A 15,325-nucleotide genomic window follows, 5' to 3' on the forward strand; every position below is an offset into this window, starting at 1 on the left:
CCCAAATCCGTTGTAGTAGCTGTTGTACCTAGTTATTTATTATTTTCTTTAGTTCTTTAAATTCTTCATTTGCTAATAAATCAAGTTTATTACCTGATGCTAACATAATTGCTTTATGCATTTCGTTAATTCTATTTAGCATCGGTAAAATTATTCGATTACCATGCTTTATAAAAGAATATAAATCTTTTTCAGTTGTTGGGATTTTATAACCTTTTGGACTTGAAGAGATTAATATTCCATTATCTCTCAGGTTACCTACAATTTTGGATCTAAAATACTCTTCCGATAATTTTGATTCTCGGCTTTGGCTTAAGTGATTAAAAATCTCTTTCGTGGAAATATATCTTGATTTGTAATATACTCTTTGGAATAAAAGCAATAATTTTAAGAAGTTAATTTGGTCAATCTTTTGTTGGTCGTTGCCGACTTCTTTTTCAATAAAATTATTAATTCTCAATATACTTACTTCTGCAATTAGTGGCGAATAAGATTCATCAGTATTTGACTCATTAAATTCTTTAAAATTGTATTCCTTTGGAAAAAAATTGAAATCGCTTACTATCGGTTTTAATACAGTTTTAAATTCTTCGCTATATTCTGATTTTTTAGTTTCATCGTAGATGTAGGCGATTGTTCCAGCAACAAAATCTGCAATTTGAATTAAATTACTTTGTTTACTGTTTTGTATTCCAAATTGTGATCCTGAAAATAGATTTTTCTGATGGTTTTTATAGACATAATTCTTAAATTCAAGCATATAATCATTTCCTCCATGCTCATCTACAAATAAGTCTAATTGAGGAAAAGTTCTGAACAGTTCTTTGTATAATAAATTATTTAAGTATTTATAAAATGATTTTTTATAATTGAAGCCTTGCCCTTTAAGTTCTCTTTTGTCTACTATAACTGCATACACAGAAATATCAAGCTTAACGATATCATTTAGAATATTGAGTCTTCTTTTATGATTGCCAGCAACGCCACTTGATTTAATTTCTCCAGTTTGGAAATTATGGTTTTGTCTAATTATATCAACTTGCTTTTCTAAATCTTGTACTTTTTCAGAATTACAAATTACAGTGGCAACAATAAAATGACTTCCTTGTGAATCAAATTTGAAGGAATTGTTTCCGGATTCATCTGCAAATGCTGTTATCATAGAATTTGTTCTTTTTAAGCAGTTTTTTATAATTAGCACAACTCGCATATACCAGCCATAAAATGGCTCCAATCCATCTAATTTAGTTTGGCTTTGTGCCATAAAAAGCTCTGGTGCTTATTTGGCTAATGTATGATAAAAATATTACAAATCAACAAATGGACTTCCTATTGTATTCATTAAAGCTTTAGTTTTTAATTTTTTTCTTTAATAATACAATCGTATCAGTTTTAAACTATACCTAAAAACTGATACGATTTCTCATTAAGTCAAGAACGTATTCATTAATTTTTTACTATATCAAAAGATATTACCCTATTTTTGATACAATTCAGAAAGAAATACCTTACATTTACACTATTAATAAAAACAAAAAAAAATGATAACAACAGCAAAATATATTAGAATCTCAACAAGCGGACAAAATGAAGCAAGACAGAAGGATTCCTCAATGATTGAATACTTCGATACCATCTCAGGAGTAATTCCATTTACAGAACGACCAGAAGCAAAAAGATTATTAGAGGATGTAAGAAGTGGAGCGATTAAAACAATTGTCGTTCAATCTGTTGATAGGTTAGGGCGTAATGCTTATGACATTCAATCCACAATGGAACTGTTGAACACAGAGGGTGTAAATCTAATTATAGAGAATCTAGGATTGCATTCAAGAATAGAAGATAAACCAAATCCAATTTTTAAAATGATATGTGACTTATTGGCAAACGTATCACAAATTGAAAGAGAATCGATCAAAGAACGTATAGCAGAAGGTATTGCAATTGCTAAGTTGCAAGGAAAGTACAAAGGAAGAATAAAAGGTATTACCGAATCAAATGACGATTTCTTAAGCAAATACAAAGCAGAAATAAAATTAATCAAAAATGAATCCTTCTCATTAAGTCAATTGAATAAAATGACTGACCTTTCAATAAATACAATCCGAAAGATTAAAACATTAATTTAATCAATACATTCATTCATTACTGTATGGTAGTAAAGAGAGTATTGAAGTACAATACAAAAATAAAATAGACACCTTTTGAGTGTCTATTTTTTTTCTTTTAATTTTACTTTTAAATTTTACTAAGATCAATAAAAGAAAATTTAGTGTCCGTTACCACACCACCTAATGAATTCTTTGCACGATATGTATATGATACATAAACCATACTTCCATTATTAACTTGTGTTACATTATTTTCAATTTTCTTTGCTAATGCATATTTACTAGCACTATCGGCATCACCATATTTCTCATAATTTAATTTTCTCGTTTTTACTTCTTCTTTATTTTTTTCAAAAAGAATATTGACTACATCAGTTTTCTCTTGATTTAAACTAACTAAGACAAAGCTATCAGGGTCATTTAACTTATCCTTTACTGTTTTTTCTACAAATTTTTCTAACTTAGATTGTTGTGTACAACTCATTATGCTAAATAATAAGATAGCTCCTAAAAATATTTTTTTCATGGTTAATTTTATTAATAATTTAATTTTTAATTATATAGAGATAGTTAAAATGAGTAAGTTACTCTATTTGAATTTCCGATTAAGCTCTTTAGCTTTTACTTAAATCTTTTACTAAATCACTTTTTTTAATTATATACAAAGGGTTATAAGACATCATGTTTATTCTAATTTTGAACTCCTCTTTTGAAATATTATCAATAAAATTTACTTGGAATTTCCAATCAACTCCATCGGTATCTTCGGGTTGATACATTTTATTTACTGCGGCTTCTATTTCACTATAAGTCTTAGCTTGTTGTAACATACCTTTACCAACAGATTTATTTGATGTTAGACTACCTAATTTTGTTGCCCATCCCTCGGGAACAGGGACTTGACCTACTTCAATAATTGATATATCGGTAAAGCCATATTTAATTAATTTTTTAGGTACTCTTTCTGTTAATGCTTTTATTACTACATCTGAAAATCCTTTTTGGCTTATTTTTTGCAAATATTCTCCTTCATGACTTTCTTTTACTTCTAGAACTTTTTCACCTGTTGTTGGTGCTACCTGAGCAGTCATGCTAAATGTCAATGCTAATAATAAAATTGTAATAATTTTTTTTGAATTTTTCATTCTTTTTAATTTGTTAATATTTAATGATTTAGATTTTAAGCATCTAAATGTTATGCATGTGGTTAAATTTACATGTTGACATTTATGTTTACTCAATGGGTAAATATAACGAGTAATATTGACAAGTATGTCAACAGAGTCAATAAAAATCGAATTTTACAAAAAGCAATTCGGAATTAATTTAAAGAAAATTAGGGAATCGAAAAAAATGACCCAATTCGATTTGGCAACTGCTATGAATGATTTGAACTCTGAATCCTTTATTGAAAAAACAACTATTTCTAGAATTGAAAATGCAAGAACCAATATAACTCTTACTACTGCCATAAAGCTTTCTTTAGCACTTGACGTAGATTTAAAAACGCTTTTTGATTTCTGATTATAAAAAAGGGACAGGGTCTTAATAAATTATTAATATGGATTTAAATCTAAATAATTATCAAGTAACATTTGTGTATCTTCATCAAGTCCTTCAATTTTTAACGAGGGTTTAAATGCCACATTACTGCCATGCTTCTTTAAATGATTTCTATAACTTTGAAGTTCATGCCCTCTGTAGATATAAAAATACATCATTGAAAATCCTTTCATGTGAACAGTACAATGCTTTTCTCCTATGACAATTTTATCAAGAATTGGTAATATTTGATTTTTTAATATTTCTAAATTATCACTGTAGTGTAGAATTTCATTTTGTAAACTATTTGTTATTGCTTTATTAGTTTCAATCAATTTAGTGTTCATTTGATTTAATTTCAATTCTTCATCTTCATATCTTAGTAAAGCCTTGTCAAATTGACTTTCCTTTATTTTTTCAGATGTGTATAAATCATAGTTCTTTTGAGACATCTTTTCAAGTAATAGCAGTCGATTTTCATTTTTTAAAAGAGTGGCTTTATTTAATTTGATTTTAAAATTGAAATTTGCCCTAACTTCTTTGTCTTTAGTCAATTTAGCATTGGTTTCTAAAAGTGATTTTATTTCATCGATTAAATATGGCCTATTAATACTTTTAACTCCGCAAGAAGCACTACATTTATACAAATCAGTTCTATTTTTTTTAATAATAGTTTGAAGAAATGTTGCCCCACACTCACAAAAAATAAATGAAGCAAAAGGATTGGTATGTTTTGAATCACTAACAAATCTAAAACGACTCTTTATGAACGTCTGCGCTTCATTAAAAACTTGTTCTGATACAATTGCGTCAACATCTATAATTATGTCTTTAAAACGTCTCTTACCCTTAAAAAAAGGATTTGTTACTATTGAATGAACCGTCGCACTTGACCAAACCTTTTGACCCGCTTTGGCTTCGGTCAAATATGTCGCAATTTTACGGCAGCCAAAACCTTGTAAAAGCATTTCATACATCTTTCTTACAAAGATTGCTTCTTCTTGGTTTATAACGGGACGTCCGTCAATCTTATCATATCCATAAAGTTGACCATGATAAGAGTTCCCTTTTAATGCTTCTGAACGTTTTCCTGATTTTATACGATAACTCAATGTAGCTGATTCTTGAGAGGATATGGATGATAGCAAACCTACCATCATTTGAACCATTCCATTAGTTGTTCCATCTTTGTTAAGTGTAGAAAGGTTTTCTTTTTGGATATGTATATTTATTAGCTTTTCACTACAGTTGTGTATAAAATTTACTGTGTGAATGTATTGTCTACTAATTCTACTTAATTCAGATACTAATATATTTTTAATTTGATTTTTATTAATATATTCAAGCATTAAGTTAAACTGCTCTCTATCATCAAATCCTTTTTTAAATCCACTTATGGTATCTGAAAAAACTTTATCAATTTTTAGATTTAATTGTTTTGAATAGTTTGTTAAATCAAAAATTTGCCTATCTGTGTTTTGGTCTAAGGTGCTAACCCTAACGTATATAACTGCTTTTTCCATTAATTATTTTTTATAAATGTAATGCAAAATCTGCAATATTTGAATAAAAACAATTAAAGTAGCACGCACGATCGCTGATCTTGATGCTGCCCCAATAGTGGTTTCCAGCCATATTGCTGAAGCCATTCAATATAGAAGTTTGGATCGTGATGGTTGGTTGGGCTAAAATAGATTTCAGATTTTAGATGTTTCACGGCTGCAAAATTGAGAATACGATTGCGCTAGCTAGGAAAAAAGAAAAGTATAGAAATAAATATGTCAAAAAAGAGATTTCGATAGAAATCTCTTTTATTTTTGCCAAATGTTAGAAATTCTTTACCAAGACGAATATATTATAGCAATTAATAAACCAAGTGGATTGTTGGTCCACAAATCATTTTATGCGCGCGATGCAAAAGTGTTTGCTATTCAAGAATTAAGAAATCAAATAGGAGGGCAACACGTTTATCCTATTCATCGGTTAGATCGCAAAACATCTGGTGTCTTGTTATTTGCGTTGGATGCAGCCGTTTTAAAAATTATGAATGATCGTTTTGCTACACGTGAAGTCGAAAAAAAATATTTAGCAATTTTACGTGGTTGGTCGCCCGAAGTACTAACGATTGATTATGATTTAACCAATGATGATGGCATTATACAAAATGCAGTAACCTACTTTCATCGACTGCAAAGTACCGAAATTGAGTTAGAATTTAACAATAAACCAACGTCACGATATTGTTTGGTAGAAGCAATTCCTGAAACTGGGCGTATGCATCAATTACGAAAACATTTCAAACATATTTTTCATCCCATTTTAGGAAGTCGGCCACATGGTTGTAACAAACAAAATAAATTATGGTTGGAGCATTTTGAACTGAAAGGAATGATGCTTCATGCACATCAGTTAATTTTTAATCATCCAATAACAAATGAACCACTTATCTTGAATGCAAAGATTAATGAAGAGTTTAGCAGAGTAGGTACTATTCTTAATCTAGATTTGAGTACGTATGAATAGAATACTAATTTGTAAAGTAATGCTTTACATTATTGTTGTATTTGGAAACAACAGTTTTCAGTTGTTTTTTATCAAAGAATGCGCTAGCCGTTGGAGCCGTCTACTCGATTAGCAGAAGTTATTTATGATTAGTTTTAAATGATACTTTATATTCTTCCTCTGCAAAAGGATAACCGTCAATTGATTTGGTTCCCCGGTCTGTAACATAAAAGTCGTATTCTGTATTGAATTTTAAGTCAATAATTTCTAGTGTTAAGATTGTTTTAGTTTCGTCTAAACCGACAATGTTTTTTAATGGAAAATGTTCTTTCCCAAATTTTGAAAAATTTATAGAAATTTTCTCGTTCATTGGTTTTGAGAACACAATCTGAATTTGTTTTATGTTTTGGTTTATATTTTGATTTCCGTTATCAAACTCAACTATGCGAATAATTTTTGGTTGTTTGTTTTTATATGCTGACTTTATTTGTTCTACATTTATTTTGCCTTCACAATAATTCGATTTTTCTAAAAATTGTAGAACCGCAAGTTCACTATTAAAGTCTAATTCAATAATGTCTTTTATTGCTTTTTTTTTGTCTTTAGAGTTTTCATAATACTTTTTTGAAACTACATACCCAACAAAATATCCTAAATCTGGATTTTTACTTAGATCACTATTATAAAACCAATTTCCGAAATTTTGACTAAACATTTCGGACTTAAATTGGAATTTTATTTGTTCGTAATTTTTAAATCCATAATCAATATAATGAGAATTGAATTTTTTGTTTAAAGTCAATTCCGCTACAAAATCACAAGAACCCTCTTTTATTGCTTTTGATAAAACATTAATCTCGCCGTCATTTTGAAATGTATGAACAAATTCGTGAATTGTAACTTGTTCAATTGTTGTTGTCTTTGAAAATTGAAACATTTTTTTAAGATTTTCATTTTCAAATTCTGAAACTATTGTGTTTTCATTTCCTACGATTTTTTCAATTCCTAAAAGTAAATCTTCATCATTTGTTGTCCCTCCAGATTTTAGCGTTCCGATTGTGTAATAAATGTTTCCTTTAGAATTATTTGGATAAAGCTTTTTCAACTTTGTCAAAGCTTTGTTGATTGTTTTTATTTTTTTCGCATCAATTAACGTGTTTGGTCTGATTGAGTTCCAAAACTGTGGATATTTTTCAAATGCTTTTAAATAATCATCTTTGTCAAATTTTTTAATTTGCATAAACGCATTTAATCCTTCCGTTTTTTTATTCAAAAACAGGTTTTCAAGAATTTCGTTTTTATTACTATTTGCTTTTTGGATACTATCGTATGCAGTCCAAAAATTAGTAATGTCAGAAGTTAATATTTTTTGAGCATTTGTGTAGTTGAAAAATGTCAAAATGATTAGTGTCAATATAATTTTTTTCATTCGTTGTCGTGTCTTTCTATAATTTCTGCGAACTTATATATATGACAAAATCATACAAAGCCACCAAATTTAGGGTAGATATGTATCACAACGGTCATACTATTTACTTCAAATATATTCATTTTTTCTTACAAATCATTTGGCAATTGTAAATTTATAAAATCAATTTGCAAAATGCTATTATGAAAGTAAAACGCTCTCAATAGCCCCGATAGAAATGAAAAACCTAGTAAGAGCTGGTGTTCAGCTCTTACTAGGTTTGTAATGTATAGCGGGAAATACGTTCTAAAAAAACGAAATCATACTGCTCCTAAAAAAGAATAAAAATTAGTTATCTATTAGAACGTCGGTCATTATTTTGTTGTGGACGTCTTGGACCAAAACTATTGTTGCTGGTGCGGTTTGTAGTTTCGGTTTTTGGCTGCTTAGGAGTTGAATTCCGTTGTTGTCTTCCTTGACCTTGTTTAATTGGTTCCGTTGAAGCGTTAGGATCTGGCTCAAAACCTCTAATGTTTTCTTTCGGCAATTTCAAGCCAACTAATTTTTCGATATCACGTAAAAAGACCGTTTCGTCTGGACTAAATAAAGAAATAGCTTCTCCACTGGCTCCGGCTCTTCCGGTTCTACCAATGCGGTGAACGTAATCTTCAGGAATGTTAGGCAATTCAAAATTAACCACATGTGGTAATAATGGAATGTCTAAACCTCGTGCTGCAATATCTGTAGCGACTAAAGCGGTTAGGCTTCCGTCTTTGAAACCCGCTAATGCTTTGGTTCGTGCACCTTGCCCTTTATTTCCGTGAATGGCAGCTGCTTTAATGCCAGCGCTAATCATGCTTTCCGTCAGTTTATTGGCACCTTGTTTAGTACGGGTAAAAACTAAAATTTGTTTCCAGTTTCCTTCAGTGATCAATTTAATGATGAGTTCTGTTTTTTTCTCTTTGGCAACAGGATATACTTTTTGAATAATAGCATCCACGGTTGTGTTTTCCGGAGTTGCTTCAACATGAACGGGATGGTGCAAAATGCCCATGGCCAATTTCTTGATATCTTTTGAAAAGGTTGCCGAAAACAGTAAGTTTTGTCTTTTAGTAGGTAATACTTTTAAGATTCGTTCTATATCTCGTAAAAAACCCATGTCCAGCATACGGTCTGCTTCATCTAAAACTAAGATTTCAACTTTAGCAAGTGATATTAAACCTTGGTTTTGCAAATCGATTAATCTACCTGGAGTGGCCACTAAAATATCAACTCCCTGACGCAGTTGTGTCACTTGTGGATTCTGGTTTACACCACCAAAAATAACGGTGCTTCGCAAGTCTAAGAACTCACTGTATTCTTTTATATTGACTAATATTTGTGCTGCTAATTCTCTTGTTGGCGTCAATATTAAGGCACGAATAGGTCTTTGACGCAATTGTTGACCTTGTGATAATATTTGTAAAATAGGTAGCGTAAAACCGGCTGTTTTTCCTGTTCCTGTTTGTGCAGATGCTAAAACATCTTTACCTTCTAAAATGGGTGGAATTGCTTTTTGTTGTATTGGAGATGGGGTTGTATATCCTTTTTTGCTGATGGCTTTTAATAAAGCATCAGATAAGCCTAATGAGTTAAATGACATAAATGGTGTTTATAAAGTAAACACTATTATTTAGGTTACTTTTTTAATTGGTCGCAAGGTACTGCTAATTTTTTCGATCTGCTTTTTATTGCTTCATTTTGTTCAATTAAAATCATGACCCAAAAAAAATCGGGAAACTATCCCGATTTTTAAATTCTAAATGAATCTTGATTTATCTAATTTCATCAAAGGTATTTCCTTGTTTGATATCACCCGTTTCATATCCTTTTTTAAACCAATACATTCTTTGTTCAGAAGTTCCGTGCGTAAATGAATCGGGAACAACTTGACCCTGCATTTTTGATTGTATGGCATCATCACCTACCGCATTGGCTGCGCTTAAAGCTTCATCGATATCGCCCTCTTCTATATACTGTTTGTTATTATGCGCCCATACACCTGCATAAAAATCAGCTTGTAACTCAAGCGCCACCGACAATTTATTAGCTTGAGCTTCGCTTTTTCCTTCTTGGGCTTGTCTCATTTTATCTGAGGTTCCTAACAAATTTTGTACGTGATGTCCTATTTCATGCGCAATTACATAGGCGATCGCAAAATCACCTCCTTTGGCACCAAATTTTGATTTTAATTCTTCAAAAAACCCCAAATCCATATATACCTTTTGATCTTCAGGACAGTAAAATGGACCTGAAGCTGAGGATGCTCCTCCACAAGCGGTTTGAACACCATCTCTAAAAAGCACTAGTTTTGGATTTATATATTCCTTATTATTTTCAGCAAAAATTTTGCCCCAAGTATCCTCATTTTTCGCGAGAATTGATTTTACGAAATGACCTAATTCCTCTTCTTCTTTAGTTAAAGGAATCCCGGATTCTGTTTGCGCGGATTGGGTACCTTGCATTTGTTCCAAAACAGGGGTCACCAGCTGTGCATTTTCACCTCCAAAAACATTCAATAATAAAATTATTATTCCGATTATTCCACCACCTACAGCTACTTTTCCTCCGGATAATGTTCTGCGGTCTTCTACGTTGTCACTTTCTCTACTTCCTAGCCATTTCATAATATAATGTATTAAGTAATATTTTATAAATAAGCACTAATTTAGATTGTTTTTTCTTAATTAGGATAAATTTTCACAATAAATTAATCTTTATAAATCATTTAATCCATTTCAAAATAGCTTCTTCAATAATTCCTTTTATTATGGGTTTTGCAATGTAATCATTCATTCCGGCCGATATACATTTGTCTCGTTCCTCTTTTTCAGTGCCTGCTGTTATTGCAATTATTGGGACATTTTGACCGGATTTTAGATTTCGTATTTTTTTTGCAGCTTCATACCCATTTAATACTGGCATTTGAATATCCATAAAAATAATATCTGGATTAATAATTTCAAATTGATCGACAGCTACTTTTCCATTTGGGATTTCAAAAATAGTGGCATTTGAAAATAGGTTTTTAATAATTGTTTTAAGTAATAACATGTTGACTTTATTATCTTCAACAAGCATTATTTTAATTTTTTGATTGTTTTTAATAGGACTCTCACTGGTAGTATCGGGAATAGTAATTTGATTATCGTTCTCAGATATCAGATTACTGATTTCTAAATCTAAATAAAAATAAAAGGCACTACCAAACCCAACTGTGCTTTCTAATTGTAATTGACTGTTCATTAAACCTAATAATTGGTTAGAGATAGTAAGACCTAATCCAGTTCCGCCAAATTTTCGGGTCGTTGAGTTATCTTCCTGAGAAAAGGCTTTAAATATTTTCTTCTTGTTCTCTTCCAGTATGCCAATGCCGGTATCAACAACTGAAAAAAGTATTTTAGCTCTAGAATCCCCTGTTTTTTCAGCTACTGAAACATTTAATTTGATAGAGCCTTTTTCCGTAAATTTTACAGCATTTGACAACAGGTTGATTAAGATTTGTTTTAAACGAACGCTGTCTGTCCAAAAATATTTAGGTACATCTAATGCAATATTCAGTTCTAAAGTTAATTTTTTTTGATTTGATTCATATAATATCAAATCAATCATTTGACTTAATACCTGCTTAACATCTTGTTTTTCGATGTGTAACTCTAATTTTCCAGCTTCGATTTTAGAAAAATCAAGAATGTCATTTATAATATCTAATAATGATTTAGCAGATTGGTTTATTGTGGTCATGTATTTTTCTTGGGTTTTACCAAGATTTGTCTTCATTAATAAATCTGTAAAACCAATTATTCCATTTAATGGAGTTCTGATTTCGTGACTCATATTTGCAAGAAATTCTGATTTTGCTTTATTTGAGGCTTCCGCTAATTCCTTGGCTTTAATAAATGATTCGGTTTGTTTTGTTTCGGTAATATCAATAAAAATACCTTCGATAAAAGCAATTTTTCCTTCTTTGTAAATCACGTCTCCAAATTCTTCTACCCAGATAACAGTAGTGCTTTTATGTACAATTCTATAGGTTAAATGTATCTGTTTGCCATTCTCTATAGCGTTTTGCTGTTCAAGAATAGTTCGTTCTTTATCTTCAGGATAAATTAAATCTATAAATGACATTTTATTATTGAGAAAATCTGATTTTGGATAACCCGTTAATTTTTCAATTTCGTCGTTGATATAAATTTTAGTTAAGTTCGTATCGTATTTTGATAAATAAACGGTTCCGGGAATATTGTTCGCAAGTAGTCTAAATTTTTCTTCACTTTCATAAATTGCTATTTCATTAGTGATTCTTTCTATCGATGAAGCGATATTTCGGGATAACGTTTGTAAAATATTCACTTCATCTTCATTCCATTGTCGGTCATTGTAAGTATCGTCAAAACCTAAAAATCCGTGAAATTTATTTTTCACAAAAATGGGAAAAAGGATAAGAGAAGTCACATCCACTTGCTGCAATTTGTTTTTTAAAGATTCATTTTCGATTTTTGGAACCGTTGCTTCATAAATTTTATTATTCAAAAGTGGGGTCAATAATTCCTCAAAAAAAGAGTAAGGCAAATTTTGTAGCTTTATATTATTGTCGGTTAATTTGATATTATGAATAATCCATCTGTATTTTTGACTGATAGATTGTGTTTCCGGATCATTTTCATAATAATAAGCCCTGTGCGACTTAGTCGCTTTTCCCATTATAACAAGAACATCAGAGAAAATATCATTGATATCATTGCTATTTAGTAATTTTTCCGTGCATAAAGTCAGTGCTGATAGTAGTTCACTTTTGTATTCTAATTTTTTTTCAGCTTCATAGCGACTGTGGGAAATCGTAGTCAGTGAAATAATATCTGAAATAGATCTCGCGAAATTAATATCCTCATTGTCCCAATTTATCTTAACTTTGTTAGACTCAAGGCATAAAATTCCTATCAGTTCGCCATTGCTGAACAACGGAATATCGAGCAGCGATTTAATTTTATATTGTAAAAAATAATTTTGTGTAAACTCTGACAGCCCAACTTTAGTAAATACGTCTGCAGCGCAAATTTGTTTCCTACTTTTTATTACTTCAAAATAAATTGGATATTTTTCTTTTTCTAAAACATCGCCTTTGCTATACGAATTGGTATCTAAATCATATAAATTTTCGCAGGTGATTGTATCTTCTGTATATTTCCAATAGCTTACTCGATTGCACTTAGAAGCTTTTGCTGCCGCTTCGATTATTAGTTTTAAGCTATCCTCTAAACTTTGAAAATCATTAAAATTAGTGGTAGACAAGCTTTTTATTGTCCTGTTATATTCGTAATTTTTTTTCTCTCTAATTTTATTTTCAGTTTCAATATCCTTAAATTTACTGATGTCTCTTGCAATACCGGAGTAACCTACAATTTGGTTAAAATCATTTCTACGAATAATAATTTTTTGGGAGATCCATATTATTTCTCCAGTTTTCTTAACTAAAGGAATTTCGATTGTAGGGAAATTATTTTCATTGTCTTCCAGTCTTTCATAAAACTGCATCATTTGTTGGATGAAGTCTTCTCGTATAAATTCAGAATAATTTCGGTTTAGAATTTCATTTTCTTCATACCCTAAAATTTTAATGGTAAAATCATTAATAAAGGTGAAATTGCCCTCTTCATTCACTTCATATATAATATCGGTAGCAGATTGAATTAAGTTTTTATATTGATTCTGAATATGAATTTCGTTAGTTACATCTTGACCTATTCCAATAATTAAATCATTAGAAAACTTTTTGTCTTTCCATTGAATGTATTTGTATTCTCCATTTTTACATTTTGACTTTCTGATAAATAATTGATCGTCATTAAAGTTCAAATGATATTTTTCGCCAACAAATCCAGCGTCTTCTGTCAGGTTCCAATATCCTAATCCCATTACTTCAGGAATTGTGTAACCTAAAATTGGAGTGATCGTTTCACTACAAAATACAATTTCTCCTTTTTTATTTGTAGCAATAATTAGTGAATTTCCTTTATTTATAATTTCATCATTAAAACGAAATTTATCTTTTATATTTAAAGCAGAGATAAATCTGATGTAGTTTAAAATAAAAGTCAATAAAGTATAATTAAATAATATAACTATGGTCTTTAATGGTACAAGTGAAAATGCCAACACTGTAAAAAGGAAAAGCAGAACAAATCCAACATAATACCAATACAATTTTGTTGGTTTTAGAATGCTGTAGGAAAAGAAAAAAGTAACCACAAAAGCTACCATCGGGATAATATCGGCGTGCGTAAAAATTAGGTTTTTACAAATTAAACCAAAATAGAGCAGAAATATAGTTATGAAAATATTTTTAATATTTCTAAAGATAAAAACTGACTTTATACTTGTAAAATAGAGTATTAATAATGCTAAACCAATCCCCACATTTACAAGCAGTAAGCTTTTAGGTCTGACCCTAAAAATTTCTAAATTAATTTCTAATATAGGTAGTATTATTCCTAAAAACAAAAGATAGATTTGGTACTCCTTATTTCTTAAATTTTCTTTGTAATTTTTCTCTATCGACTTGCTGTATAGTAATGTTTTAATTTTTGAAAAGTTATAAGTCAACAAAAAAATCATTAAAATGATAATAGGAATTATCATCCAGTAATTTAGATGGTTATTAATCAGTGATTTAATTAGTAAAAAATGATTTGTAATTCTAAAATTATAAAACCAGCTAAAAAAAAACAGATTAGGTTTCGTTAATAATAATGAGCTATAGTGCAATACCATAGGGATATCTATATTAGGTTAAAAAGAATAGATTTATGATCTTATCTTAATTTTGGGGTAATATATAATTTTTTTTAATAAAAAACGCAACCTAAAAAAGATCAGATTGTGTTTTTGATAAAAAGCATATTTTAAATTTTTAGTTATTTATTCCAATTCATTTTCTGGATCTATTCCTATAATTGAAATGTAAATTGCATAATACATCGAATACATAAAAGGTACAGTAAAAAATATACCAATACAGCATCCAATAAATCCGACTAGTGAAGCGATATAGCTTACAACCATTAATAGTAAGAGTATAAGGGGTTTTTTTGAAACGATGATGATACTGGATTTTATAGCATCTATAGCTTTTAAATCACCAAAAATAATAAGTGGAATAGTAAGGATTGTAAAAAATGAAATTAGTGCAGTAAATAATGCACCGATTATCTTAATTCCACTTAAATTAAATATTTGTGACAAAATAGTGGTAGAAATTGTAATTATTAAGGAAGCAATGACTAACTCTTGAAAATACGGATTTTTATAGTATTCGAAAACGGTAGAAACGTGAAATTCCTCATCTTTTTCACCACAATGGGCCATTTTAATTAATCCTGCAAACAATGGTGTGAAAAGGCAAGTTAACATTATTGAAATTGCTAAATATAGTACCATGTAAACACCAGTGAAATTTTCTTCTGTTAAATTTGTTAGCATTTTTTCGTTTAGTGCGGAAACGCCAAAAGTAAAGATTAGTATTCCGCCAACTAGAAATCCTAATAATATTGCGAATACAAAAATCATCAGACCGGCATACAAGGCAATTTTTTTATAATTTTCAAACGCGTGATTAAAAACATTTGCAAAATCTATGTGGTAACCATTGGTTTTTATTTCTTCTATTTTCTCCTTTGTAGTTTTCATCATTTAATTTAGGGTTTAAGTTTGTTATTTTAAGTGT

At 29.9% G+C, this 15,325-nt stretch carries 12 protein-coding genes and 1 pseudogene; 4 read left to right on the forward strand and 9 right to left on the reverse strand.

Annotated elements, in window-relative coordinates; genetic code table 11:
* Positions 1 to 28: 28 nt before the first annotated feature.
* Entirely contained in the window at positions 29 to 1,264 is a 1,236-nt protein-coding gene (locus tag ACFX5F_RS04800) for a DUF3800 domain-containing protein (protein ID WP_379850434.1), read from the reverse strand.
* A gap of 277 nt (positions 1,265 to 1,541) precedes the next feature.
* On the opposite strand from ACFX5F_RS04800, the gene ACFX5F_RS04805 reads away from it, so the two are divergent.
* Positions 1,542 to 2,129: a recombinase family protein gene (locus tag ACFX5F_RS04805; RefSeq protein WP_379850436.1), complete on the forward strand. Its 588-nt coding sequence runs from the start codon at positions 1,542 to 1,544 to the stop codon at positions 2,127 to 2,129.
* A 109-nt stretch (positions 2,130 to 2,238) separates the two neighbouring features.
* Here ACFX5F_RS04805 and ACFX5F_RS04810 read toward each other — a convergent pair whose 3' ends face one another.
* Positions 2,239 to 2,637: a hypothetical protein gene (locus tag ACFX5F_RS04810; RefSeq protein WP_379850438.1), complete on the reverse strand. Its 399-nt coding sequence runs from the start codon at positions 2,635 to 2,637 to the stop codon at positions 2,239 to 2,241.
* 88 nt (positions 2,638 to 2,725) lie between these two features.
* Positions 2,726 to 3,256, reverse strand: coding sequence for a hypothetical protein (locus ACFX5F_RS04815; RefSeq protein ID WP_379850440.1), 531 nt, complete (start codon positions 3,254 to 3,256; stop codon positions 2,726 to 2,728).
* Positions 3,257 to 3,383: 127 nt separating this feature from the next.
* Between ACFX5F_RS04815 and ACFX5F_RS04820 the strand changes: the two genes are divergently transcribed.
* Complete coding sequence (locus ACFX5F_RS04820; RefSeq protein ID WP_379850442.1) at positions 3,384 to 3,635, forward strand: helix-turn-helix domain-containing protein; 252 nt, start codon at positions 3,384 to 3,386, stop codon at positions 3,633 to 3,635.
* Between the two features lie 32 nt (positions 3,636 to 3,667).
* On the opposite strand, the gene ACFX5F_RS04825 is transcribed toward ACFX5F_RS04820, so the two are convergent.
* The gene (locus ACFX5F_RS04825) at positions 3,668 to 5,176 is read right to left on the reverse strand and encodes a recombinase family protein (RefSeq protein WP_379850444.1); all 1,509 of its coding nucleotides are present in this window, start codon (positions 5,174 to 5,176) and stop codon (positions 3,668 to 3,670) included.
* A gap of 46 nt (positions 5,177 to 5,222) precedes the next feature.
* On the opposite strand from ACFX5F_RS04825, the pseudogene ACFX5F_RS04830 reads away from it, so the two are divergent.
* Positions 5,223 to 5,342, forward strand: a pseudogene (locus ACFX5F_RS04830) (magnesium chelatase subunit ChlI family protein); the annotation flags it as partial.
* A 135-nt stretch (positions 5,343 to 5,477) separates the two neighbouring features.
* Positions 5,478 to 6,176, forward strand: a complete 699-nt coding sequence (locus tag ACFX5F_RS04835) for a pseudouridine synthase (RefSeq protein ID WP_379850446.1) — start codon at positions 5,478 to 5,480, stop codon at positions 6,174 to 6,176.
* A 118-nt stretch (positions 6,177 to 6,294) separates the two neighbouring features.
* Here ACFX5F_RS04835 and ACFX5F_RS04840 read toward each other — a convergent pair whose 3' ends face one another.
* The 5 genes from ACFX5F_RS04840 to ACFX5F_RS04860 form a co-directional block, all read right to left on the reverse strand.
* Positions 6,295 to 7,584, reverse strand: a complete 1,290-nt coding sequence (locus ACFX5F_RS04840) for a hypothetical protein (RefSeq protein WP_379850448.1) — start codon at positions 7,582 to 7,584, stop codon at positions 6,295 to 6,297.
* Between the two features lie 331 nt (positions 7,585 to 7,915).
* Complete coding sequence (locus tag ACFX5F_RS04845; RefSeq protein ID WP_379850450.1) at positions 7,916 to 9,205, reverse strand: DEAD/DEAH box helicase; 1,290 nt, start codon at positions 9,203 to 9,205, stop codon at positions 7,916 to 7,918.
* Between the two features lie 172 nt (positions 9,206 to 9,377).
* Complete coding sequence (ypfJ, locus tag ACFX5F_RS04850) at positions 9,378 to 10,229, reverse strand: KPN_02809 family neutral zinc metallopeptidase (RefSeq protein ID WP_379850452.1); 852 nt, start codon at positions 10,227 to 10,229, stop codon at positions 9,378 to 9,380.
* Positions 10,230 to 10,326: 97 nt separating this feature from the next.
* Positions 10,327 to 14,241 carry a PAS domain S-box protein gene (locus ACFX5F_RS04855; RefSeq protein ID WP_379850454.1) on the reverse strand — a complete coding sequence of 1,305 codons (3,915 nt, stop codon included), beginning with the start codon at positions 14,239 to 14,241 and terminating at the stop codon, positions 10,327 to 10,329.
* A 279-nt stretch (positions 14,242 to 14,520) separates the two neighbouring features.
* Entirely contained in the window at positions 14,521 to 15,291 is a 771-nt protein-coding gene (locus ACFX5F_RS04860; RefSeq protein ID WP_379850456.1) for a DUF2189 domain-containing protein, read from the reverse strand.
* Positions 15,292 to 15,325 lie beyond the last annotated feature (34 nt).

Origin of the sequence: Flavobacterium zhoui, assembly GCF_042787235.1 — a bacterium.
Classification (GTDB): Bacteria; Bacteroidota; Bacteroidia; order Flavobacteriales; family Flavobacteriaceae; genus Flavobacterium; species Flavobacterium zhoui.

Excerpts from the sequence above, each read along its gene's own strand:
- ACFX5F_RS04800 (WP_379850434.1), bottom strand. The coding sequence starts at position 1,264 with ATGGCACAAAGCCAAACTAAATTAGATGGATTGGAGCCATTTTATGGC.
- ACFX5F_RS04805 (WP_379850436.1), top strand. The coding sequence starts at position 1,542 with ATGATAACAACAGCAAAATATATTAGAATCTCAACAAGCGGACAAAAT.
- ACFX5F_RS04810 (WP_379850438.1), bottom strand. The coding sequence starts at position 2,637 with ATGAAAAAAATATTTTTAGGAGCTATCTTATTATTTAGCATAATGAGT.
- ACFX5F_RS04815 (WP_379850440.1), bottom strand. The coding sequence starts at position 3,256 with ATGAAAAATTCAAAAAAAATTATTACAATTTTATTATTAGCATTGACA.
- ACFX5F_RS04820 (WP_379850442.1), top strand. The coding sequence starts at position 3,384 with ATGTCAACAGAGTCAATAAAAATCGAATTTTACAAAAAGCAATTCGGA.
- ACFX5F_RS04825 (WP_379850444.1), bottom strand. The coding sequence starts at position 5,176 with ATGGAAAAAGCAGTTATATACGTTAGGGTTAGCACCTTAGACCAAAAC.
- ACFX5F_RS04835 (WP_379850446.1), top strand. The coding sequence starts at position 5,478 with ATGTTAGAAATTCTTTACCAAGACGAATATATTATAGCAATTAATAAA.
- ACFX5F_RS04840 (WP_379850448.1), bottom strand. The coding sequence starts at position 7,584 with ATGAAAAAAATTATATTGACACTAATCATTTTGACATTTTTCAACTAC.
- ACFX5F_RS04845 (WP_379850450.1), bottom strand. The coding sequence starts at position 9,205 with ATGTCATTTAACTCATTAGGCTTATCTGATGCTTTATTAAAAGCCATC.
- ypfJ (WP_379850452.1), bottom strand. The coding sequence starts at position 10,229 with ATGAAATGGCTAGGAAGTAGAGAAAGTGACAACGTAGAAGACCGCAGA.
- ACFX5F_RS04855 (WP_379850454.1), bottom strand. The coding sequence starts at position 14,241 with ATGATAATTCCTATTATCATTTTAATGATTTTTTTGTTGACTTATAAC.
- ACFX5F_RS04860 (WP_379850456.1), bottom strand. The coding sequence starts at position 15,291 with ATGATGAAAACTACAAAGGAGAAAATAGAAGAAATAAAAACCAATGGT.